The organism is Streptomyces sp. NPDC127117, from assembly GCF_042677325.1.
In the GTDB taxonomy this organism is placed as follows: domain Bacteria; phylum Actinomycetota; class Actinomycetes; order Streptomycetales; family Streptomycetaceae; genus Streptomyces.
Genome location: NZ_JBHXTM010000090.1, coordinates 1 through 24,514, shown reverse-complemented (window position 1 = coordinate 24,514; position 24,514 = coordinate 1). Strand labels below are relative to the sequence as shown.

General features: G+C 71.6%; 9 protein-coding genes. 3 read left to right on the top strand and 6 right to left on the bottom strand.

The features are described 5' to 3' along the window. From ACFVH0_RS38675 to ACFVH0_RS38660, 4 genes are all read right to left on the bottom strand, one after another. On the bottom strand, positions 1-3,911 hold a 3,911-nt coding region (locus ACFVH0_RS38675), incomplete at its 3' end, for a type I polyketide synthase (protein WP_385828116.1). An 848-nt stretch (positions 3,912-4,759) separates the two neighbouring features. Further along, positions 4,760-6,223: an MFS transporter gene (locus tag ACFVH0_RS38670; RefSeq protein WP_385828115.1), complete on the bottom strand. Its 1,464-nt coding sequence runs from the start codon at positions 6,221-6,223 to the stop codon at positions 4,760-4,762. Between the two features lie 9 nt (positions 6,224-6,232). Next, positions 6,233-7,084, bottom strand: a complete 852-nt coding sequence (mpaM, locus tag ACFVH0_RS38665) for a daptide-type RiPP biosynthesis methyltransferase (RefSeq protein ID WP_385828114.1) — start codon at positions 7,082-7,084, stop codon at positions 6,233-6,235. Positions 7,085-7,292: 208 nt separating this feature from the next. After that, a complete protein-coding gene (locus ACFVH0_RS38660; protein WP_385828118.1) occupies positions 7,293-8,753 on the bottom strand; it encodes an MDR family MFS transporter in 1,461 nt (486 codons plus the stop codon). A gap of 139 nt (positions 8,754-8,892) precedes the next feature. On the opposite strand from ACFVH0_RS38660, the gene ACFVH0_RS38655 reads away from it, so the two are divergent. Next, a complete protein-coding gene (locus tag ACFVH0_RS38655) occupies positions 8,893-9,486 on the top strand; it encodes a TetR/AcrR family transcriptional regulator (RefSeq protein WP_385828113.1) in 594 nt (197 codons plus the stop codon). On the opposite strand, the gene ACFVH0_RS38650 is transcribed toward ACFVH0_RS38655, so the two are convergent. Further along, positions 9,483-9,689, bottom strand: coding sequence for a ferredoxin (locus ACFVH0_RS38650; RefSeq protein ID WP_385828112.1), 207 nt, complete (start codon positions 9,687-9,689; stop codon positions 9,483-9,485). The genes ACFVH0_RS38655 and ACFVH0_RS38650 overlap by 4 nt on opposite strands. Then, positions 9,686-10,909 carry a cytochrome P450 gene (locus tag ACFVH0_RS38645; protein WP_385828111.1) on the bottom strand — a complete coding sequence of 408 codons (1,224 nt, stop codon included), beginning with the start codon at positions 10,907-10,909 and terminating at the stop codon, positions 9,686-9,688. Before ACFVH0_RS38645 ends, ACFVH0_RS38650 begins: the two co-directional genes overlap by 4 nt. 148 nt (positions 10,910-11,057) lie before the next feature. Between ACFVH0_RS38645 and ACFVH0_RS38640 the strand changes: the two genes are divergently transcribed. Then, positions 11,058-17,102: an SDR family NAD(P)-dependent oxidoreductase gene (locus tag ACFVH0_RS38640; protein WP_385828117.1), complete on the top strand. Its 6,045-nt coding sequence runs from the start codon at positions 11,058-11,060 to the stop codon at positions 17,100-17,102. Beyond that, positions 17,099-24,514: SDR family NAD(P)-dependent oxidoreductase (locus tag ACFVH0_RS38635; protein ID WP_385828110.1), on the top strand; the 7,416-nt coding region annotated here is incomplete at its 3' end. The genes ACFVH0_RS38640 and ACFVH0_RS38635, both read left to right, overlap by 4 nt.

Here is a 24,514-nt window from a genome sequence, read left to right as displayed (position 1 = left end):
TGCTGCCTGGGCCGGCCGTAGGTCGCGAGAACGGCCTCGGCCTCGATCGGGTCACCCAGCGCCGTTCCCGTCCCGTGTGCCTCCAGCACATCGACATCCGGGGTGGACAGTCCCGCGTCCCGCAACGCGGCCTGGATCACCCGCTGCTGCGACGGCCCGTTCGGCGCCGTCAACCCATTCGACGCCCCATCGGAGTTGATGGCTGTGCCGCGTACCAGGGCCAGGACCCTGTGCCCGTTGCGTTCGGCATCGGACAGCCGCTCCAGCAACACCATCCCGACGCCCTCACCCCACCCCGTACCGTCCGCACCGGCGGCGAACGGCTTGCAGCGCCCGTCCGGCGCAAGGCCGCGCTGCCGGCTGAACTCCACGAACATGCCGGGAGTGGCCAGCACCGTCACGCCGCCGGCCAGGGCCATCGTGCACTCGCCCTGCCGCAGCGACCGGACCGCGAGGTGCAGCGCCACCAACGACGACGAGCACGCCGTGTCCACCGTGACGGCAGGTCCCTCGGTCCCCAACGTGTACGCGATCCGGCCGGACGCCACACTCGCCGTGCTGCCGGTCAGCCGGTACCCGTCGAAACCGTCGGCCGGCTCGTGCATCCGAGGGCCGTACTCCTGCGCGGTCGCGCCGACGAACACCCCGGCGTTGCCGCCCCGCAACGACCTCGGCTCGACACCCGCGCGTTCCAGCGCCTCCCACGAAACCTCCAGCAGCAGCCGCTGCTGCGGATCCATCGCCGCCGCTTCGCGCGGACCGATACCGAAGAACTCCGCGTCGAACCCGGCGGCGTCGGCCAGGAAGCCGCCCTCCCGCACGTACGACTTCCCGCGCGCGGCCGGGTCGGGGTCGAACAGCTCGTCGAGGTCCCAGCCCCGGTCGGTGGGGAAGGAACCGATGGCGTCCCGCTCACCGGCCACGAACTCCCACAGGTCCGCCGGGGTGGCGACCCCACCCGGGTAACGGCAGGCCATCCCGACGATGGCGATCGGATCGTCGTCGGCGACTCGTCCCGGCGCAACAGGCTCGGCAACGGCCCCGCCGCCGAGCAGCTCGGCAGACAGGTGCTCGGTCAACGCCATGGGCGTCGGGTAGTTGAAGAGCAGACTGGACGGCAGCCGCAGCCCGGTGGTCACGGAGAGCCGGTTGCCGAACTCGACCGCGGTCAGCGAGTCGAACCCTTGCTCCCGGAATGCCCGATCCACGTCGACCGCGTCCGGCGTCACATGTCCGAGCACGGTCGCGGTGGTGCTGAGGACCAGGTCGAGCAGCATGGTGTCCTGCTCGTCCTCGCTCGCCTCGGCGAGCCTGGTGGCGAACGACACCTCCGTCTGCGGTTCGGCCGGCTGGGTCTCCCCCGTGTCCACCCAGTGCCTTTCCCGCTGGAAGGCGTAGGTGGGCAGGCGAACCCGCCCGGCCTGTGCGAACACGGCCCGCCAGTCCACCTCGACTCCGGCCGTGAATGCCCGGCCGAGCGTCGCCAGCAGCGCCGGCAGCTCCTCGTGATCACGGCGCAAGGTCGGGATCACCTGCACGGTGTCCGGAAGGGACGGCCGGGCCATCGCGCTCAGCACGGCATCGGGGCCGAGTTCGACACAGGCCGTGACGTCGTGGTCCTGCAGGATGCGCACGCAGTCCCCGAACCGGACGGTCGCCCGTACGTGCCGCACCCAGTAGTCGGGGGTGGCCAGCTCGTCCCCGGCCAGTGTCCCCGTGACGTTGGACAGCACCGGAACCGAGGGAGACGAGTAGTCGAGTCCTTCCGCGACCCGGCGGAACTCATCGAGCATGGGATCCATCAGCCCGGAGTGGAACGCGTGGCTCACCCGCAACGAGCTGGTCCGCCTGCCCCGCTCACGGAACACGGAGGCGACTTCCGCCACTTGGTGCAGGTCGCCGGAGACGACGGTCGCCAGTGGGCCGTTCACCGCGGCGATGTCCACGCCGGGGAACTCCCGCACCGCCTCCCGGACCTCGTCCTCGGCAGCCTCGATCGCCGCCATCCCACCGCCGGACGGCAGGTTCTGCATCAGTCGTCCACGCGCGGCCACGAGGGCCGCCGCGCTCGGCAGGTCGAGCACACCGGCCAGATGTGCGGCGACCAGTTCCCCGATCGAGTGTCCGCACAGGATGTCCGGACGGATGCCCCAGTGTTCGAGCAGTCGGGCCAGCGCGACCTCGACGGCGAACAGCGCGGGCTGTGCGTAACCGGTCTGCTGCAGGGCCACGTCGTCGGCGATCACCGCGGCCATCGGCCGGTCGAGGTGCCGGTCGAGTTCGGCGCACACCTCGTCGAACGCCGCCGCGAACACGGGTGACTGCTCACGCAGTTGCAGGCCCATGCCGGTCTGCTGGCTGCCCTGACCGGTGAACAGGAACGCCGTGCGGCCTTCCGCTCCGGCCCGTCCGGTGACGACGGCCGGGGACTCCGTGCCGTCGCGGAGCGCGGCGAGCCCGGTGGTGAAATCGTGGCCGAGAATGGCGGCCCGGTGCTTGAACGCCGACCTGGTCGTGGCGAGTGACAGCCCGACATCGTCGGGTTCGCCGACGGGCAGGGCGTCCAGCAGGCGTCCGGCCTGTGCCTGGAGCGCGGCCGGTGTGGGCGCCGACAGGACCCACGGCCCGGAGGGCGGGGCGGGCAGCCGGGGCGGGCCTTCCGGCCGCTCGACCCCGGCCAGGACGAGGTGGCAGTTGGTGCCGCCCATGCCGAACGAGCTGACCCCGGCGACCGCCGGTCCCGGCCACGTCCTCGGCTCGGTGACCACGCTGAGGCGCAGCTCGTCGAGCGGGATGCGTGGGTTGGGTTCGGTGAAGTTCAGGCTCGCCGGCAGCTCTCCGTGCCGGATGCTCAGGGTGGTCTTCAGCAGGCCGACGATCCCGGCCGCGCCTTCGAGGTGCCCGACGTTGGTCTTGGCCGATCCGACGAGCAGCGGCTCGGCCCGGTCACCGCCGAGCGCGGCGCCGAGTGCGGTCGCCTCGATCGGATCACCGACGGGTGTGCCGGTTCCGTGCAGTTCGACGTACCGCACGTCGGTGGCGCGCACGCCGGCGTCGCGCATGGCCCGCTCGACGACGTCCTGCTGCGCCGCCGCGTTCGGCACGGTCAGCCCGTCGGTGGCACCGTCGTTGTTGACCGCACCGCCGCGGATCACACAGTAGATGTCGTCGCCGTCGGCGACCGCACTGGCCAGCGGCTTGAGCAGTACCGCGCCACCGCCTTCGCCACGCACGTAGCCGTTGGCGCGCGCGTCGAAGGTATAGCAGCGGCCGTCCGGGGACAGTCCGCCGAACTGGGCGGCCATCAGGGCGCTGTCGGCGAAGAGGTTGAGGTTCACCCCACCCGCGATCGCGGTCTCGCAGTCTCCCCGCCGCAGGCTCTCGACCGCGAGGTGCACCGCGACCAGCGACGAGGACTGTGCGGTGTCCACGGTGAGGCTCGGCCCCCGCAGCCCGAGCACGTAGGACACCCGGTTGGCGAGGATGCCGCGGTGCACCCCGGTGATCGCGTGCTGGCCGATCATCCCGGCGTTGCGGACGATCGACGCGTAGTCGTCCCACATCGCGCCGACGAAGACGCCGGTCCGGCCGCCGCGCAGGCTCGTCGGTGCGACCCCGGCGTCCTCCGCGGCCTCCCAGGCCAGTTCGAGCATGAGCCGCTGCTGTGGGTCCAGCAGTGCGGCCTCTCGTGGACTGATGCCGAAGAACGCGGCGTCGAACCGGTCGACCTCCGGCAGGAAGGCACCGAACCTGGTCATCGGCGTCGGTGTCCACCGGCCGGAAGGGACCTCGGCGATCGCGTGCTCGCCGGCCAGCAACAGCCGCCAGAAGGCGGCCGGATCCGCCGCTCCCGGCAACCGGCACGAGATGCCCACGATCGCGACCGCGTTCTCGGCAATGCCCTCGGACATCCAGCAACCCCGCCTTAGCTCGACTCTTCCGGCCAGTGCCCCAGTCAAGGGAGGTCGCTGCGTTCACCGTGGATTCAGTCGCCCGATGAGCCGATGGAGCAAAGTCCTCATACCGGTTCGCATCCGGGGCTTGCGGCAGCTGCAACACAGACGATGAGCGATCTGGGCCGCTGCGGAACGTGCGGAACCTTCCTTGACGGCCTCCAGTGTCGGCCGGGCGTCTTAGCCCCGTCTTGCGACGGCCTTGTCGGTCCCTAAAGCTCAAGGTGAACGGGGGTGTCAACCCAACGGCACTGTCTCATTTGCTGACGTGGAGCGGGGACACCGAGAGGTATGGCCGGGTTCCGGCGCGGCTACGAAGCAGTGACTGCCGCCACGGGATGAGCGTTCCGCGCTGCGGTCGTCACGTCCGCGGACGTGGCGGAGCAGCCGGTTGTCGCCGGTGGGAGCGTCGGGGCGGGGCCAGTTGCTCGCATCCACGGCCAGTACGAGCCGCGCGTTGGCCGCCTTCGGCAGCGGGGCCCGACAGGCGCGATACATACGAGTGGGCTCAAGGAGCGCGTCCGCGCGTCCGCAGCGGCTCGCGCGGAACTTCGGCCCGGGAACGGGACAGCAGGCTCGACGGCCCGCCGGCGAGAAGACGGGCCGCCTGCGAGCACACCGGCGAGAAGACGGATGAACAACGGCCGTTCTCCCGGGCTTCGTCGATCGACATCTCGAAGCGTGGAGAACGGCCGCGTCACATGCTGCCGAATCCTGTAGACCAAGCGGGTCGGGGGACCGACAAGGTTGAACATCGGGTCAAAAAGGCATTGTCCTACCGGTCGTGACCGGTAGGACAACGGCTTCTAGTGCGCTCGGGCCACCGGGCGGTTGTCCCGCAACAGGAACACCGCGATCACCAGGCCGACGGCGATGAGCGCGCTCGACAGGGCGAAGGCCCGCCCGAACCCGTCGGCCATGATCTCGTGCACCCGTGCCGTCGAAGCGCCGTCCTCACCCGGCGCCGCGCGGCCGACCGTACTGATCATGGTTACCGTGGCTGCCAGCCCGAGCGATGCGCCGATGCGCATCGTGCTCTGTTGCAGGCCGGATGCCGCACCGGAGTCACCGTGCGGAACTCCGGCCAGGATGAGCGAGTTGAGCGCGGTGACACTGCTGCCCTGCCCCGCCCCGATCAGCAGCAACGGGCCGAGCACGCCCGCCGCGTACGAGGTGTCCGAGCTGAGGAACGACAGCCAGAGCGTGCCCGCCGTCAGCGAGGCCGCCCCGGCGACGACGACCGCCTTCGCCCCACGGCGGGCGATCAGCCTCGGTGTGGCGACGGCCGCGCCGAAAAGGGTCACCGCGAGCGGCAGGAACGCGAAGCCGGCCTCGATCGGGCTGAAACCCGCGATGTCCTCCAGGAACTGGGTCAGGCAGAACAGCATCCCCGCGCCGACCGTGCCGACGAGCACGGTGTTGACGTACGCCGTCGCCCGTCGCCCGTTCCGGAACAGGTGCAAGGGCACCAGGGGGTGGCTGGCCCGCGCCTCGACCAGGACCGCCGACACCAGCAGCACGATCGCGGCGGCGAACGAGCCGAGCACCCACCTGTCGCTCCAGCCGGCCGAGCCGGCCCTGGTCAGCCCGAACACCAGCGCAACGATGCCGAAGGTCACCGTCAGCGCGCCGCCCACATCGAACCGGCCACGGTTGCGCGGGGACTCCCGCAGTACGAACGGCGTGCCCGCGAGGATGATCAGTCCGAGTGGGACGTTCACGAACAGCGCCGCCCGCCAGGAGATCTCGCTGAGCAGGCCGCCGACGAGCAGGCCGACGGCCAGGCCGAGCCCGGCCGCGGTGGCGAACACCGCGAGCGCCCGGTCGCGGCGACCGCCCTCGGTGAAATTGACCGCGATCAGGGAGAGCGAGGCCGGCTCGGCGAACGCGGCGCCCGCACCCTGCCCGATCAGGGCGACGAGCAGCATCGCCGACGAGTCGGCCAGCGTCCCGATGAGTGAGGACACGGTGAACACCGCGATGCCCGCCAGGAACACTCGGCGCCGGCCGAGCAGGTCGCCTGCCCGGCCGCCGAGCAGCAGCAGGCCGGAGAAGGTGAGCATGTAGAGGTTGGTCACCCACGACAGTTCGCTGAGCGAGAGGTCCAGCCCGGATCTGATCGCCGGCAGGGCGATGTTCAACGACGAGAACCCAATCGCGACCATCAGCTGACAGCCCACGATCAACGCGAGCGAGACCGCCGTCCCCTCCCCCTCGGCCGCGGGCGCGGATCCCGGCGCCGCGGTCACGAAATCGAGTTCGTTGGACATGCGCCGGCCCTAGTGGGAGACCTCGAGCAGCACCCGGCGCCGCCCGACGTAGGCGCTGTGCTTCATGATCTGGTTGCGCACACTGACCTCGTGGATCTCGCGCACCCGCAGCCCGGCGCTCTCGATCTCCTCGGTCAGCATCGCCGGGGTGATCAGGTGGGTCCAGGCCGTGTAGATCCGGCTGTCGGTGACGGCGCCGTCCACGACGCGGTGGGTCACGAAGCTGGTCAGCCGTCGCCGCTCGCCGGGGTCGACGTGCTCGATCATCGTGACCGAGACCGGGGCGACGCTGTCGTGCGCATCGGTGGCCACGATGGTCTCGAAGGGGGCCGCCGAGTCTTCGAGGCCGGGGAACTCCAGCAGGGTCAGCAGGAACCGGCCGTCCTCGGCCAGGTGCTCGCGCACGGAGCGGAACAGACCGGCGCGGTGCTCCTCGTCGAGGTTCCACACGGTGGTCATGCCGAGCAGGATGATGCCGAACGTGCGGCCGAGGGAGAAGGAGCTCATGTCGCCCTCGACGGTCTCGAGCTTGTCCCCCAGCTCGGGCCGGTCGGACTCGGTGAGCCGGTCCGACAGCCGGGCCAGCATGTCGGGCGAGGAGTCGAGGCCGACGACGTCATAGCCCGCTTCCAGGAACGGTATTGTCGTCCGGCCGTTGCCGCACGCCAGCTCCAGCACCGTTCCCGAGTGGGGCTCGGACACGCGCAGCATGTCGTCGATCTCCGCGCGGTCGTTGCGGGTGAAGTGGTTGTAGATCTGGGATCCGTGCGGCCCGTAGATGCTCTCGACCGGCAGCTTCCCGCCGAACAGCGTGTTGATACGGCCTGCGGAACCCGGCAGCTCAAAAGCTGTCTGCGTCATGACTCGCCCCTCTTCTTGTGTTGAGACTCAACACAAGGATCGAGAGGTTCGCTAAGGGACGCCTAGCCCTGATCTAAAGCGCCGGCCCGGTTCGGAACGCCGAAAAGGGCCCGGCACCGGTCGGGAGACCGGTGCCGGGCCGCTTTCGTTTCAAGGGTGGTCACACCATGGACGTCCGGTCGGCGGGCGCCCGTGGTGTGATGTCCTGCTACTCGGCCGTCTTGTGTGCCCGGACCGCGAAGGCGATCACCAGCGCCAGCACTCCGAAGGGCGCCGCCCACACGAAGAGCATGTGTGTCGCGTCGACGACCGAGGCTATGTAGCCCTGCCGCACCGAGTCCGCGAGCCCGTCGATGCCGGCGGGGTCGAGCCGCCCCGACTCACCGGCCAGCCGCGCGTACTCGTCGGCCGGCAGGCGCTGTGCCAGCCCGTCCAGCAGGCGTCCGGTGAACACCGAGCCGAACAACGCGACACCGAACGAACCACCGATGGACCGGGAGAAGGTGACCGTGCTGCTGGCCACCCCCATGTTCGCGCGTTCGACGCTGTTCTGCGCGGTGACCACGGTGACCTGGAAGAGCACACCGAGGCCGAGGCCGAAGACGATCATGTAGAGCGAGAACAGCAGCTCGCTCGTGCCCTGGTCGACCAGCAGCAGCAGACACAGGCCGGCGGCGAACAGGAAGCTGCCGCCGATGAGGATCGCCCGGTGGTTGTCGGTCTTGGTCAGCAGGGTGCCGGAGTACATGGTGGTGACCAGCGACGCCCCGAGCATCGGCAGCAGGAGCAGACCACTGCTGGTGGCCGAGTAGCCGTGCGCCGACTGCTGGTACAGCGGCAGGAACGCGACCATGCTGTACATCGCGAACCCGACCAGGAAGGTCAGGATCTGGGCGATGCTGAAGTTCCGGATGGCGAACAGCCGCAAGGGGAGCACCGGTTCGGCGGCCTTGCGTTCCACCAGCAGCATCGCGACGAACACCACCACGCCGGCGGCGGCGAGCAGCAGGATCTGCGGCGAGCCCCAGTCGTACTTCACCCCTCCCCAGCTGGTGACCAGGACGATCGCGACGGCGAACAGGGCGACCAGCAGCGCGCCGAGGTAGTCGATCCGGTGCTCGACCCGCTGCCCGACGTGGTTGAGCCGGGTCACGACGATCACCAGCGCGATCGCGCCGATCGGCAGGTTGATCAGGAACGCCCACCGCCAGGACGCCGCGTCGGTGAGGAAGCCGCCCACCAGCGGCCCGCCGATCATTGCGACGGCGCCGAGCGCGGCGATGAAGCTCTGGAACTTCCCGCGTTCGCGGGGGGTGGCCAGGTGTCCGATGATCGCGATGACCCCGACGAGCAGGCCGCCCGCGCCGATTCCCTGCAGTGCGCGGAACGCGATGAGCTGGCCTATGGTCTGAGCCACGCCGCACAGCGCGGAGCCGAGCATGAACACGACGATCGCAAAGACCAGGATCCACTTGCGACCGTAGAGGTCGCCGAACTTGCCGTACAACGGCGTCGAGGCCAGCGTGGCCAGGGTGTACGCGGTGACGACCCAGGAGAGCTGATCCACCCCGCCCATCTCGCCCACGATGGTCGGCAGCGCCGTGCTGACGATCATCGCGTCGAGCTGGGCGAGCAACATCGCTAACAGGAGACCGGGTAGGACTCGCATCAGCTCCGTCCGCTCAGCGGTTGTCGTGGACGTTGCCACGCGAGACTCCATTCACTCAACGGTTGATGAGTGAATGACCTTACAAGTGGCACCAGAATTCAGTCAACGCCTGTTGTGCGAACTTGGGTACAGTGGCGCCGTGACCAGATCCGATGAACGCCTGCCCCGCGCCCAACGACGTGCGCAGACAGCCAAGCGGATCCTCGCCGCCGCCCGCGCGCTGTTCACCGAGTCCGGCTACGACCGGACCACCATCCGCGCGGTGGCCGCCAAGGCCCAGGTCGACCCCGCACTCGTCATGCAGCACTTCGGCAGCAAGGACGAGCTGTTCCGGCGGGCGATCACGGTGTCGTCCCAGGAGGCGATGGAGGGCGGCCAGGAGAAGCTGGCCGAGCTGCTGCTCGGCATTCTCGGCGTCAAGCTCGGCGAGGTGCCCGACACATCACTGGCCCTGCTGCGCTCGATGCTGACCTACCCGGAGGCGGCCGAGCAGGTCCGGGCGGCCAACACCCGCCAGCTCACCCAGATCAGCGACGTCATCGGCGGCGACGACGCGGAGTTGCGGGCCGCGCTCACGGTCAGCACTCTGCTCGGCATCACCATCGGTCGCCACCTGCTCGAACTCGACCCACTCCGCACGGTCAACCCGGAACGCATCGCCGACGTGATGAAGCCGTGTCTGGAAGCCCTCACGGACAAGAAGCGTCAGGGCCTGCCGGACCCAGGTCACTAGGTCCCGCCCTGCCCGTCGAGGATGGTGATCGCCCGTTCGGGGCAGGCGACGGCACCCCGGCGGACCGCGGCGGCCAGCCCGTCCGGGACGTCGAACTCGCCCATCTCGTTGAAGCCGTCCTCGGAGAGCGTGAACACCTCGGCGGCGCGGGCCTGGCACATGGTGTGCCCCATGCACAGTTCCGGGTCGACGCGCACCTTCATGCCGGAGCTCCCACGGTGACATCGAGGTCGAACACGCCGAGTGCCGGTGAGTAGTGGTGCCTAGGGGCGGTGCCGGGAGTCAGGTGGTAGCTCGGGATCCTCTCGTGCCAGACCTCCACGGCCAGCTGGATGATCCGGCGGGCGAGGTGCATGCCGAGGCAGCGGTGCGGGCCCGCGCCGAAGGCGAGGTGCCTGGTCACCTGCCGGTCGAAGTCGACCCGGCCGGCGTCGGTGAAGACGTCCGGATCCCGCCCGGCCATGCCCCAGGACATCAGCACCCGGTCGCCCTTGCGCAGGGTGACCCCGTGCCGCTCGACATCACGGGTCACCACCCGGCCGGTGGTGGACACCGGTTCGTGCCGGATCAGTTCCTCGACGATGCGCGGAATGGACTCCGGGGACTCCACGACCATGCGCTGCGCCTCCGGGTCCGTGGCCAGGTACCGGAAGACCAGGCCCAGCTGGGAGGAGGTGGTGTCCAGGCTGGCGAGCATCGCGACGAACAACGCGTTGATCATCTCGTCACGGGTCGGCGGGCGCCCGTCGTAGGAGGCGTGCAGCAGCCTGCTGATCACATCCCGTCTGCCCTCGGTGCCCTCGGCCCTGCGCCGGTCGATGGCCGCTCCGAAGAAGTCCCACAGCGGTTTGTTCGCCGCACGCAACTCCTCGTCGGTACGGGCGCTGGGGATGCCGACCCGGCGCAGCCAGTCCTTGTGGTCCACGAACGCCTTGAGGTGTTCGCGACCGATACCGAACGCGATCAGGAACGCCTCGGACGGCAGCACCGAGGCGTACTCGGAGATCAGCTCGCACCGTCCTTTGCGGACGATCGGCTCGACGGTGTCGATGGTCGCCTGGCGCAACTGCGGGGTGAAGTGATTGACCGCGCTCGGATTGAACAGCTCGGCGAGCGTCTGGCGCCATTTGCGGTGGACGTCGCCGTCGAGCTGGATCGGGATCAGCTTCTCATGGAAGATCCGCCGGTGCGGCACGGTGAGTTCGGCGCTGGAGAAGATGTCCGGGTTCTTCGCCGCCCACTCGATGTCCTCGTACCTGGTGAGGATCCAGAACCCGCCGTGCTCCTCGGACCGGACGATCGGCGCGTGTGCGCGTATCTCCTCCCAGTGCTCGACGGTGGACTGCTGCAACCACGGCGCGTAGATGCTCCAGTTCCGGATGCGTTCCTCGAGCGTGGCCGGTATCTCCGGCGCTTCGGTCATGATCGTCCCCTCCCGGCAGCGACTGGTGGTGGTGCCGCCCAGCCTCGCCACCCCCGCTAACCGGAACCTTCGTCCGCCCTAAAGCCTTTAGACGGTTGCAAGGGGCTCCTTAGCCCGCGCCGTGAGCCTTTCATTCGTGACCACCCAACTGACCGCCGAGGACAAGCTCCGGGACTACCTGCGCCGGGCGACCGCCGAACTGCGCGACACCCGCAGACAACTGGCCGAGGTCGAGGCCAGAGCGGCCGAGCCGGTCGCGATCGTGGCGATGGCCTGCCGGTACCCGGGAGACGTACGAGACCCGGACCAGCTGTGGCAGCTGGTGTCCGGCGGTGTCGACGCGATCACACCGTTCCCGGCCAACCGCGGGTGGCCGCTGGGCGAACTGCACGACCCGGACCCCGAGCGGCACGGGCGGTCCTACGTGCGCGAGGGCGGGTTCCTGCACGACGCGGACGAGTTCGACGCCGAGTTCTTCGGTATGAGCCCACGCGAGGCCGCGGCGACCGACCCGCAGCAACGGCTGCTCCTGGAGATCGCCTGGGAGGCGGTGGAGCGGGCCGGGATGGACCCGGCGGAGCTGCGCGGCAGCCGGACCGGCGTGTGGACGGGCGTGATGTACGACGACTACGCCGCCCGGCTGCGTCCCATGCCCGCGGAGTACGAGGGCTACCTCGGCAGCGGCAGCGCGGGCAGCGTCGCCTCCGGCCGGATCTCCTACACCTTCGGCTTCGAGGGGCCCGCGCTCACGGTCGACACCGCGTGCTCGTCCTCCCTGGTCGCCATCCACCTCGCCGTGCAGTCGCTGCGGCGCGGCGAGTGCGATCACGCGCTGGCGGGCGGTGTGACGGTGATGGCGACCCCCGACACCTTCATCGAGTTCAGCCGGCAGCGTGGCCTGGCGAAGGACGGGCGCTGCAAGCCGTTCGCCGCGGCTGCCGACGGCACGAGCTGGGCCGAGGGCGCCGGCATCGTCATGCTGCGCAGGCTCTCCGACGCCCAGCGGGACGGGAACCCGATCCTCGCCGTCGTGCGCGGCAGCGCCGTCAACCAGGACGGCACCAGCAGCCAGCTCACCGCGCCCAACGGACCGTCGCAGGAACGGGTCATCCGCGACGCGCTGGCCGACGCGGGCCTCTCCCCTTCGGATGTGGACGCGGTCGAGGCGCACGGAACCGGCACGACGCTCGGGGATCCGGTCGAGGCCGGGGCCCTGCTCGCCACGTACGGCGGCGACCGGCCGACTCCGCTGCTGCTGGGATCACTCAAGTCCAACCTCGGCCACACCCAGGCCGCCGCCGGGGTCGGCGGTGTGATCAAGATGGTGCAGGCCATGCGGCACGGGATGCTGCCGAAAACCCTGCACATCGACGAACCGACCCCGCACGTGGACTGGGCCTCGGGCGAGGTGTCGCTGCTGACCGAGCACACCCCGTGGCCCGGCCCCGACGACACCGCCGACCGGCCGAGGCGAGCCGCGGTGTCATCGTTCGGCATCAGCGGCACCAACGCCCACATCGTGCTGGAGCAGGGCCCCGAGGCGACGCTGTCGCCGGGAACCGCCGACGCGCCGTGGGTGCTGTCGGCCGGTTCGGCCGCGGCCCTGCGGCAACGTGCCGAGGAGTTGGCGAGCACGGCGACCACCACCGCGCCCGGTGCTGTCGCCCACACACTGGCCACCCGCAGGGCACACCTCGGCCACCGGGCCGCGCTGCTCGACGACGTGCCGGCCGGCTTGCGTGCGCTGGCCGAGGACCGCCCGGCCCCCGGGCTGGTCCGAGGGATCGCCCAGGACGGCCGCTGCGCGTTCGTCTTCCCCGGGCAGGGGTCGCAGTGGGTGGGCATGGCGACCGGGCTGATGGCCGAGTCACCGGTGTTCGCCGAGTCGATCCGCCGCTGCTCCGCGGCGATGGCCCCGTTCGTCGACTGGGACCTGGTCGAGGAGCTGGCCGGCCCGCTCGACCGGGTCGATGTCGTGCAGCCCGCGTTGTTCGCCGTCATGGTCTCCCTGGCCGAGCTGTGGAAGTCGGCCGGTGTCCGGCCGGACGCCGTCGTCGGGCACTCGCAGGGGGAGATCGCGGCGGCCTACGTCGCGGGCGCCCTCGGCATCGACGATGCCGCCCGGATCGTCACCCTGCGGTCCAGGGCCCTCACCGCACTCGCCGGCGGGGGCGGCATGGTGTCGGTGGCACTGCCGGCGAAGGAGGTCGAGGCGCTGCTCGGCGCCGGGGCCGGCGTCGCGGCCGTCAACGGTCCGACATCGACCGTGGTGTCCGGACGGAACGAGGCGCTCGACGACCTCATGGCGTTGTGCGCGAAGAGGGACATACGCGCGCGGCGGGTGCCCGTGGACTACGCGTCCCACTCCCCGCAGGTCGAGCAGATCCAGGACGAGCTGCGTACCGCGCTCGCGGGGATCACACCCCGGCCGTCGAGCGTGCCCTTCTACTCCACGCTGACCGGCGAGCTCATCGATACGTCCGCCCTGGACGGTGACTACTGGTACCGCAACCTCCGCGAACAGGTGCGGTTCGCGCAGGCGACGGCGGCGCTCGCGGACGCGGGGCACGGTCTGTTCATCGAGGTGAGCCCGCACCCGGTGCTCACCGTCGGCCTCGACCACACCGCCGTCGGCACCCTGCGGCGCGACGAGGGCGACCTGCGCCGGTTCCGCGCCGCGGCCGCCGAGGCATATGTCCACGGCGCGAAAGTCGACTGGGCGACCCTCATCGAACCCACCGAACCGGTCGACCTGCCCGCCTATCCGTTCCAGCGCAGCCGGTACTGGGTCGACACCGTGGCCGGCAATGTCACCGATCTCGGTCTCGGGCAGGCCGACCACCCCCTGCTCGGGGCCGTGGTCGACACCGCGCACACCGGCGAGACCGTCCTCACCGGACTGCTGTCGCTCCTGCGCCAGCCGTGGCTCGCCGACCATGCGGTGTCGGGTACGCCGCTGCTGCCCGGGGCCGCGTTCGTGGAGCTGGCGGCCCATGCCGGGCACCTGACCGGCTGCGGCCGCATCGCCGAGCTGACCCTGCACCAGCCGTTGCCGCTGCCCGAGACGGCGTCCGTGCGCGTGCAGGTGGTGGTCGGCGCGGAACGGGACGGTCACCGCGAGATCAGCATCCACAGCGGCGGCGACGAGCAGTGGACCGTCCACGCCTCCGGTCTGCTCTCGCCGGACACCGACGCCCCCGTGCCGTCCCTGTCATGGCCACCCGAGGACGCGAAGGAACTCGATGTCCGAGGCGCCTACGAGCGGCTCGCCGAGGTGGGCCTCGGATACGGTCCGGCGTTCCGCGGCCTGGTGGCGGCCTGGCAGGGCGAACGGGTGCGTTACGCCGAGGTGGAGCTGCCGGTCGAAGCCGGCAAGTTCGGGGTGCACCCGGCCCTGCTCGACGCCGCGCTGCACGCCGCGGCGCTCGGCGGTGCGGCGCGGCTGCCGTTCAACTATCGCGACGTGACCCTGCACGCCGTCGGCGCCACCCGGGTCCGGGTCCGGCTGACCGAAGTGGACGGTGACACGGTCTCCGTGCTGATCACCGACGAACAGGGTGAACCGGTGCTGGAGATCGGTGCCCTGACCGTGCGTCCGTTCACCCCCGGCTCGCAGGCCTTCCGGCCGCCGCTCTACGCGCTCGACTGGGTCGAGGCCGAGGCCACCGAGGACAAGGACCGCGTCGTCGCGGACTTCACGGCTCGGACCGACGTTCGCTCGGCCACCACCCGGGCGCTCCAGCTCGTCCGCGACCACGCTGCCGAGGGGCCGCCCGTGACGGTGTTGACCAGGCGAGCCGAGGGAGCCGGAGCGGTCGACCCCGTCGGTGCGGCCGTGTGGGGGCTGATCCGCACCGCGCAGGCCGAGCACCCCGGCCGCTTCGCCCTCCTGGATGTCGACGAGGTGCCGGCCGAGGTGGCCGCCACCGGCGAACCGCAGCTGGTGGTACGGAACGGTGTCGCCATGGCTCCCAGGCTGGCCCGCGCCGGCGAGGGAATGCCGGTGCCCGCCGGACCGTGGCGGCTGGCCCGGGGCGCGCTCGGCAGCCTCGACCGGCTGCGCCTGGACCCGTGTCCCGAGGTCGCGGATCCCCTGACGACCGGTCAGGTCCGTATCTCCGTGCGCGCGGTCGGGGTGAACTTCCGGGACGTGCTGATCACCCTGGGCATGGTGCCCGACGACGACCGGGCCGCGGCCACCGAGGGCGCGGGCGTGGTCACCGAGGTCGCGCCGGACGTGACCGATCTGGCACCCGGTGACCGGGTGATGGGCCTGTTCGCGGGTGGCGCCGGACCGGTGACGGTCACCGACCGGCGTCTGGTCACCCGGATGCCGCGCGGCACGGGGTTCGCCGAGGCCGCCGGCATGCCGATCGTGTTCCTGACCGCCTACTACGGGCTGGTCGACCTGTGCGCCGCGCGGCCGGGCGAGCGGATCCTGGTGCACGCCGCGGCCGGCGGGGTCGGGATGGCCGCCACCCAGCTGGCCCGCCATCTCGGTCTCGACGTGTTCGGCACCGCGCACCCGGCCAAGTGGTCCGCGCTGGACATTCCGGCCGACCGGCTCGCCTCGTCGCGCGACCTCGACTTCGCCGACCGGTTCGCGGATCTGGACATCGTGCTGAACTCGCTGGCAGGCCCCTTCGTCGACGCTTCGCTGCGGACCATGCGGCCGGGCGGCCGGTTCCTCGAACTCGGCAAGACCGACATCCGTTCCGGGCTGCCCGGCTACCGCGCCTATGACCTCGCCGAGGCCGGCCCCGACCGGATCGGCGAGATGCTCGCCGAACTCCGCGACCTCGTCGAGGCCGGCGTACTGCGGCCGCTGCCGGTCACCGCATGGGACATCCGGCACGCCCCCGACGCGTACCGCCACCTCAGCCAGGCCCGTCATGTCGGCAAGGTGGTGCTGCGTGTCCCGGCACCGCTCGACCCGGCCGGAACGGTGCTGATCACCGGCGGCACCGGCGGCCTCGGCACTCTCGTCGCCCGGCACCTGGCCGCCGCCGGCATGCGCAACCTGGTCCTGGTGAGCCGGTCCGGCCGTGCGGTCGACACATTTGGCATGGACGCCGAGGTGACGATCGTCAAGGCGGACGCCGCCGACCGCGACGCCCTGGCGGGGGTGCTCGCCGCCATCCCGGCCGAGCACCCGCTCACGGCCGTGATCCACGCGGCGGGGGTGCTGCGGGACGCAACCGTGGACCGGCTCACCCCGGAGGACCTGGAGGCCGTGCTGCGCCCCAAGGTCGACGCCGCGGCGCACCTCGACGAGCTGACCCGTGACCTGGACCTGTCGGCGTTCGTGTTGTTCTCCTCGCTCGCCGGCACACTCGGCGGCCCGGGGCAGGCCAACTACGCCGCGGCGAACGCGTTCCTCGACGGCCTCGCCAGGCGGCGGCAGTCCGAAGGGCTGCCCGCCACGTCGATGGCGTGGGGTCTGTGGGCCACGCCGAGCGGTATGACCGGTCATCTCGGCGACGCGGACCGCGACCGGCTGGCCCGCGACGGCCTGCCCGCCATGTCCGACGAGCAGGTGCTCGCGCTGTTCGACGTGGCTGTCGGCAGCGCCCTGCCGGTGGTGGTGCCGGCGGTGATCGACACCGCGGCGCTGCGCAGAGCCGATGCCGTGCCCCCGGTCCTGCGTGGCCTGGTGGGAACGGCCCGCACCAGGGTCAGGACCGCCGGCGCACCCGACGCGTCGTGGGCCACGCGGCTCATCGGCCTGTCCGAGCGTGCCAGGTTCGACTCGGTGCTCGGCCTGGTGCGATCCACCGCTGCCGCCGTGCTCGGCCACGGCGGCATACAGGCGGTGGCCGACACCCGGGCGTTCAAGGATCTGGGTTTCGATTCGTTGACCGCGGTCGAGCTGCGCAATCGCCTCGCCGCGGCGACCGGGCTCACCCTGCCGGCGACCCTGGTGTTCGACCATGCCACGCCCCGCGCACTGGCCACCCACCTTCGTGACCGGCTGGTTCCCCGGCAGGCACCGCCATCCGTGCTCGACGAGCTGGACCGGGTGGCCGCCGCACTGCGCGAGGTGGAGGATCCGGCCACCCTGCTGCGGGTCGGTGACCGGCTGCGCGACCTGCTCGCCGGCGTTGCCCCGCCGGACGAGGTGGACGAGCGGCTGGAGACCGCGTCGGACGGGGAGATCTTCGACTTCATCGACAACGACCTGGAGGTGCGGTGACCACCGAGGCGAAGCTGCGCGACTACCTCAAGCGCGTCACCGCGGACCTGAGCCGCACCCGGCAGCGCCTGCGCGAGGTCACCGACGCCGACCGTGAACCCATCGCGATCGTGGCGATGAGCTGCCGGTACCCGGGCGATGTGACTTCGCCGGAAGAACTGTGGGAGCTGATCGCCGCCGAGGCCGACGCGATCGGACCGTTCCCGGCCGACCGCGGCTGGGACCTCGATGCGCTGTACGACGCCGACCCGGACCTGCCGGGCCACAGTTACGTGACCCGGGGCGGGTTCGTCACCGGTGCGGACCGCTTCGACGCCGGGTTCTTCGGCATGAGCGCGCGAGAGGCCGCCGCGACCGACCCGCAGCAACGGCTGTTGCTGGAGACCTCGTGGGAGCTGTTCGAGCGCGCGGGCATCGCCGTCGACACATTGCGCGGCAGCGACACCGGCGTGTACGTCGGCGTGATCGCCCAGGACTACGCCAACAGGCTGCACGAGCCGGCGGACGGGGTCGGCGGGCATCTGCTCACCGGGACCACGACCAGCGTGGCATCCGGCCGGATCGCGTACACCTTCGGCTTCGAGGGCCCCGCGCTCACGGTGGACACGGCGTGCTCCTCCTCCCTCGTCGCGCTGCACCTCGCGGTGCGGGCACTGCGCAGGCGTGAGTGCGGGCTCGCGGTGGTCGGCGGGGTGACGGTGATGGCCACGCCCGGGGTGTTCACCGAGTTCAGCCGGCAACGCGGGCTGGCACCGGACGGGCGGTGCAAGGCGTTCGCCGCCGCGGCCGACGGGACCGCGTTCGCCGAGGGCGCCGGCATGCTGCTGGTCGAACGGCTGTCGGACGCCGTACGGCACGGCCACCCGGTGCTCGCGGTGGTGCGGGGCACCGCGATGAACTCCGACGGCGCGTCCAACGGGTTGACCGCGCCCAACGGTGCCGCGCAGGAACGTCTGATCCGGCAGGCGCTGGCGGACGCCGGCCTGTCTCCCGCCGATGTCGATCTGGTGGAGGCGCACGGCACCGGAACGACGCTCGGCGACCCGATCGAGGCCAGAGCCGTGCTGGCCACCTATGGCCAGGACCGGGCGGAGCCACTGCGGCTGGGGACGGTCAAGTCGACGCTCGGGCACACCCAGGCAGCCGCCGGGGTGGCCGGCGTGATCAAGGCCGTCCAGGCCATCCGGCACGCCACTCTGCCGAAGACCTTGCACGTCGACGCACCGACCCCGCACGTCGACTGGACCGAGGGCAGGGTCGAGTTGCTCACCGCGTCGGTCCCGTGGCCCGCGGCCGACCGGCCGCGCCGGGCCGCGGTGTCCTCGTTCGGCATCAGCGGAACGAACACGCACGTGATCCTGGAGGAGGTGTCGGCGAGCCCCGAGCCGGACCCGGACCCGGCCCCGCCGGTCGGCGCGGTGCCCTGGTTGCTGTCCGGGCCGGACGACGCCGGTGTGCGTGCCCAGGCCGACTCGCTCGCCCGCCATCTGGAGGACCATCCCGACACCCGTCCGGTCGACGTGGCCGTGACCCTCGCCAGGCACCGCACCGCGCTGCCCCGCCGGGCCGCTGTCGTCGCCGCCGACCATGACGGTCTCCGCACCGCTCTGACCACGGTGAGCGGTCAGGGCGAGGCGGGTGAACTCGGTGGGGTGGCGTTCCTGTTCACCGGTCAGGGCAGTCAGCGCGCCGGGATGGGCCGGGACCTGGCCGCCAGGTTCCCGGTGTTCGCTGCGGCATTCGACGAGATCGTGGACCGTTTCGACGGCCTCCGCGAGGTGATGTGGGGCGTGGACAGCGAAAGCGCCCTTCAGGACACCGGGTGGACACAGCCGGCCCTGTTCGCTTTCGAGGTCGCCACGTGTCGGCTGCTGGAGCACTGGGGTGTGCGTCCGGACCTGATGATCGGGCACTCGGTGGGAGAGATCGCCGCCGCGCACGTGGCCGGCGTGCTGTCCCTGGACGACGCGTGCACCCTGGTCGGCGCCCGTGGCCGGCTCATGCGGGTGCTGCCCGCCGGTGGCGCGATGGTCGCGGTGGAGGCGGGTGCGGACGTCCTCGCCGAGGCGGTGGCTCCGGTGGCCGACCGGGTGACCGTGGCAGCGGTCAACACCGACCGGTCCGGCGTGCTCTCCGGCGACGAGGAAACAGTGCTCCGGCTCGCGGAGGAACTGGCCGCACGAGGGCACCGGACCAAACGGCTGCGGGTCAGCCACGCGTTCCACTCGCCCCGGATGGAACCGATGCTGGCCGAGTTCCGTACCGTCGCCCAGAGCCTCACCTACCGGGAACCCCGGATCGCCGTGGTGTCCAACGTGACGGGTGAGGTTGCCCCGGCCGACCTGCTGTGCTCACCCGAGTACTGGGTCGAACACGTCCGCGCGACCGTGCGGTTCGCCGACGGCGCACGGGCGGCACGTACCGCGGGCGCGGAGACGTTCGTCGAGGTCGGTCCCGACGCCGTGCTGGCCGGGATGGTGGGCTCCGTGCTCGGGGACGAACCCGGGGTCGCGCTGCTGCCGGTGGCCAGGGCGAACCGGCCGGAGGACCACACCGCCACCGAGGCGCTCGCGGGGTTGCATGTCCGCGGCGCCGACGTGAACTGGGATGCGTACTTCGACGGAACGGGCGGTCGCCGGATCGAGCTGCCGACGTACTCGTTCCGCCGGGACCGGTACTGGCTGGCCGGGCGGGTCGGGGACGGCGGCGCCGGGCACGCCCTGCTCGGGACCGCGGTCCGGCTGGCCGAGCGCGACGAAGTGGTGTGCACCGGGCGGCTTTCGCCCCGGTCGCACCCGTGGCTGGCCGACCACACCATCGCTGGTGCCCTGCTGCTCCCCGGCACGGCGTTCGTCGACCTGGCCGACCACCTGGCCGACCAGGTCGGTGCGGCCGGGATCGAGGAACTCACCATCGAGGTGCCACTCGCCCTGCCGGACCGGGATTCGGTGACCGTCCAGGCTGTTGCCGGCAGCGCCGACGAAACGGGACGCCGGCCGGTCACCATCCATTCCCGTATCGATGACGGCGAGTGGGTCCGGCACGCGAGCGGTGTCCTCGCCGGCACCAGCGCACCGGTGCCGGACCGGATGGCGTGGCCGCCCGCCGGGGCCACACCGGTCCCGGTCGACGACTTCTACCCGAGCATCGCGGCGGCCGGCTACGGCTACGGCCCCGCGTTCCACGGATTGCGCGCCGCCTGGCGAGCGGGCGCCGAGGTGTACGCCGAGGTGCGGCTGCCCGACGGGACCGACAGTGCGGGCTACGGCGTGCACCCCGCGCTGCTCGACGCCGCGCTGCACGCCATCGGTCTCAGCGGTACCGATACCGACCGGGTCCGGCTGCCGTTCGCCTGGTCCGGCGTGCACCGTCACGCCGACGCGGCGACCCAACTGCGGGTGCACATCCGTCCGCTGGGGACGGACAGCTACCGGCTGGTGTGCACCGACCCGGCCGGCGAGCCGGTGCTGACCGTCGAATCGCTGACCATGCGGCCGGTACCGAAGGGGAGCCTGGCCACGGACCGGTTGCTGGACATCGGCTGGACGCCGGTGACGCCGGGCTCCGCAGAGCGGCTGGACGTCGTGTGGTGCTCGACCGCGGACGAGGCCCTGCGGGTGGTGCAGGATCGTCTCGGTGCGGAGGGGCCGCCGCTGGTGATCGCGACCCGCGACGCCGTCGCCGCCGTCCCGGGCGACCGGGTCGCCGACCCGTCCCGGGCAGCGGTGTGGGGGCTGGTGCGGTCCGCACAGGCCGAGCACCCCGACCGGTTCGTGCTCGTGGACACCGACGGGGAACTCCCGCCCGGCCTTCCCACCGATCATCCCCAGCTCGCGATCCGCGGCGGGATCCCGCACGTTCCCAGGATCGCGGTGGGCAGTCCTTCCCGGCTGCGGGTTCCCGGCGAGCCGTGGCGACTGGACGTCTCGGCCGAGCGGGGCACCACCGACAGCGTCGAGCTGGTGCCCTGCCCGGAGGTGATCGCCCCGCTGGCGGCCGGAGAGGTCCGCGTGTCCATGCGTGCCGCCGGCGTGAACTTCCGGGACGTGCTGATCGCGCTCGGCAGGTATCCGGGCGAGGCCACGATCGGCAGCGAGGGCGCCGGCGTGGTCGTCGAGGTCGGTGCCGAAGTCACCGGCCTCCGGCCGGGTGACCGGGTGATGGGCATGTTCGCCGGCGCCGCCGGTCCCCTCTCGGTGACCGACCACCGGCTGGTCACCCGGATACCGGCCGGATTCACCTTCGCCGAGGCCGCGGCGACACCGATCGTGTTCCTCACCGCCTACTACGGCCTGGTCGACCTCGGCCGCTTGCAGGCCGGTGAGTCGGTGCTGGTGCACTCCGCGGCCGGCGGCGTCGGGATGGCCGCCGTCCAACTGGCCAGGCACTGGGGTGCGGTCGTACACGGCACGGCGAGCCGGGCCAAGTGGCCGGCGACCGGGCTGCCCGAGGACCGGCTGGCCTCCTCGCGCGACCTCGACTTCGAGGAACGGCTGCGGGCGGCGACCGGCGGCGAGGGTTTCGACCTGGTGCTGAACTCGCTGACCGAAGGGTTCCTCGACGCGTCGCTGCGGCTGATGCCGCGTGGCGGCCGGTTCCTCGAAATGGGCAAGGCCGACATCCGCGACGCCGCCGACGTGGCCGAGGAGCATCCCGGTGTGCGCTACCGGGCATTCGACCTCGGTGACGCCGGCCCCGACCGGATCAAGGAGATGCTCACCGAGTTGGCCGCCCTGTTCGAAGCCGGCGTGCTGACCCCACTGCCGGTCACCGCGTGGGATGTACGGAACGCCCCGGCCGCGCTCCGGTTCCTGGGGCAGGCCAAGCACGTCGGCAAGGTCGTCGTCACGATCCCGACCGAGCTCGACCCGAACGGCACGGTGCTGATCACCGGCGGCACGGGCGGCCTCGGCCGCACGGTCGCCGAGCACCTGGTGCGCCGGCACGGCGTGCGGAACCTGGTGCTGCTCAGCCGCTCCGGCGGCGACCCGGGGGCGCTGGCCGACCTCGACGCCGAGGTCAGCGTGGTCCCGTGCGACGTCTCGGACCGGGAGGCGCTGCGGGCCGTGCTCGCCGGCATCCCGCAGGAGCATCCGCTGACCGCGGTCGTCCACGCTGCCGGGATCGTCGACGACGGCGTCGTGGACTCGCTCACCCCCGAGCGCCTGCACGCGGTGCTGCGCCCGAAGTTCGACGCGGCAAGTCACCTGCACGAGCTGACCAGCCATCTTGATCTGGCCGCTTTCGTGCTGTTCTCCTCGCTCGCGGGCGTGCTCGGCAGCTCGGGCCAGGGAAACTACGCCGCGGCCAACGCCGCACTCGACGCCGTCGCCCAGCACCGGCGCGCGCTCGGACTGCCCGCGGTGTCGGTGGCCTGGGGCCTGTGGGAGCGGCGAAGCGGAATCACCGAACACCTCGATGCCCAGGACCGGGACCGCATGGCCCGCGCCGGTCTGCCCGCGCTCCGTGACGACGAGGCACTGGCTCTGTTCGACGCCGCGCTCGCCACCGACCGGGCGCTTGCCGTCGGTGCCCGGATCGACGTGAAGGCCCTGCGGGAACCCGTGCATCCGATGCTCCGTGGCCTGGCCGGCACACCCGCTCGGCGGGTCGCCGGGACGGGTGGGGGCCGGGCCGACTGGCTGGCGGCGGTACCGCCCGCGGAGCGTTCGGCCGCCCTGCTCGAACTGGTGCGGGACAAGGCCGCGGCTGTGCTCGGTCACGCGGGCAGCGAGACCATCGGCGCCGGCCGGGCGTTCCGGGACCTGGGTTTCGACTCCCTCACCTCGGTCGAGCTCCGCAACCGGATCGCCGACGCGCTCGGCATCCGGCTGCCGTCGACGTTGGTGTTCGACTACCCGACGCCGACCGCGCTCGCCGGGTTCCTGGACCGGGAGCTCGGTGATTCGGCGGCATCGTCCGATCAGCCGGTCGACGAGGCACCGTCGCTCGACGAGGACCCGATCGCCATCGTCGGGATGGCCTGCCACTTCCCGGGCGGCGCCGACTCACCCGGCCGGCTGTGGCAGTTGGTCGAGTCCGGAGTGGACGCGGTGGGGCCGTTGCCGACCAACCGCGGCTGGGATCTCGGCGAGTTGTACGACCCCGATCCCGACCGCCACGGCAAGTCCTACGTCCAGGAGGGCGCGTTCCTGTACGACGCGGACCTTTTCGACGCGGAGTTCTTCGGGATGAGCCCGCGCGAGGCGACCGCGACCGACCCGCAGCAGCGCCTCCTGGTGCAGACCACATGGGAAACCTTCGAGAACGCCGGCATCGCTCCCGGAACGTTGCGCGGCGAACGGGTCGGCGTATTCGCCGGGGTGATCGCCGGCGACTACGCCGTCGGAGCACCGGAGGGCTACGAGGGGCACCTGTCGACGGGCAACACGGCGAGTGTGGCGTCCGGCCGGATCGCGTACACCTTCGGTCTTGAGGGACCGGCGCTCACGGTGGACACGGCGTGCTCGTCGTCGTTGGTCGCGCTGCACCTCGCGGCTCAGGCACTGCGGCAGGGCGAGTGCACGATGGCCCTGGCCGGCGGCGCGACGGTGCTGGCGACCCCCACGGCCTTCGTGGAGTTCAGCCGGCAGCGTGCGCTGTCGCCGAGCGGCCGGTGCCGGGCGTTCGCCGCGGGTGCGGACGGTACGGGGTGGGGTGAGGGCGTCGGGATGCTGCTCCTGGAGCGGTTGTCGGATGCCGAGCGCAACGGGCATCGTGTGCTGGCTCTGGTGCGTGGGTCCGCGGTCAATTCGGACGGGGCGTCGAACGGGTTGACGGCGCCGAACGGGCCGTCGCAGCAGCGGGTGATCCAGGCCGCGTTGCGGGACGCGGGACTGTCCACCCCGGACGTCGATGTGCTGGAGGCACACGGGACGGGAACGGCGCTGGGTGACCCGATCGAGGCCGAGGCCGTTCTCGCGACCTACGGCCGGCCCAGGCAGCACCCGCTCCTGCTCGGCTCGCTGAAGTCGAACATCGGCCACACCCAGGCCGCCGCCGGAGTGGCGGGTGTGATCAAAATGGTGCAGGCCATGCACCACGGAACCCTCCCGAAATCCCTCCACATCGACGAACCCACACCCCACGTCGACTGGAACACCGGCTCGGTCGCCCTGCTGACCGAACCCACCCCCTGGCCCGAGACCGGACGGCCACGCCGGGCAGCCGTCTCCTCGTTCGGGATCAGCGGCACCAACGCCCACGTCATCCTCGAACACACCCCCACACCCGCCCCCACACCCGCACCCACCCCTGCACCCCCGGCAACGGCAACGGCAGCGGAAACGACAGCGGCAACGGCAACGGCAGCGGCAGCGGCAGCGGCAGCGGCAGCGGAAACGGCTGTGGCTGTGGCTGTGGAGCCGGTGGCCATCGCTCCGTGGCTGTTCTCCGCACGGACCGAGCAGGCC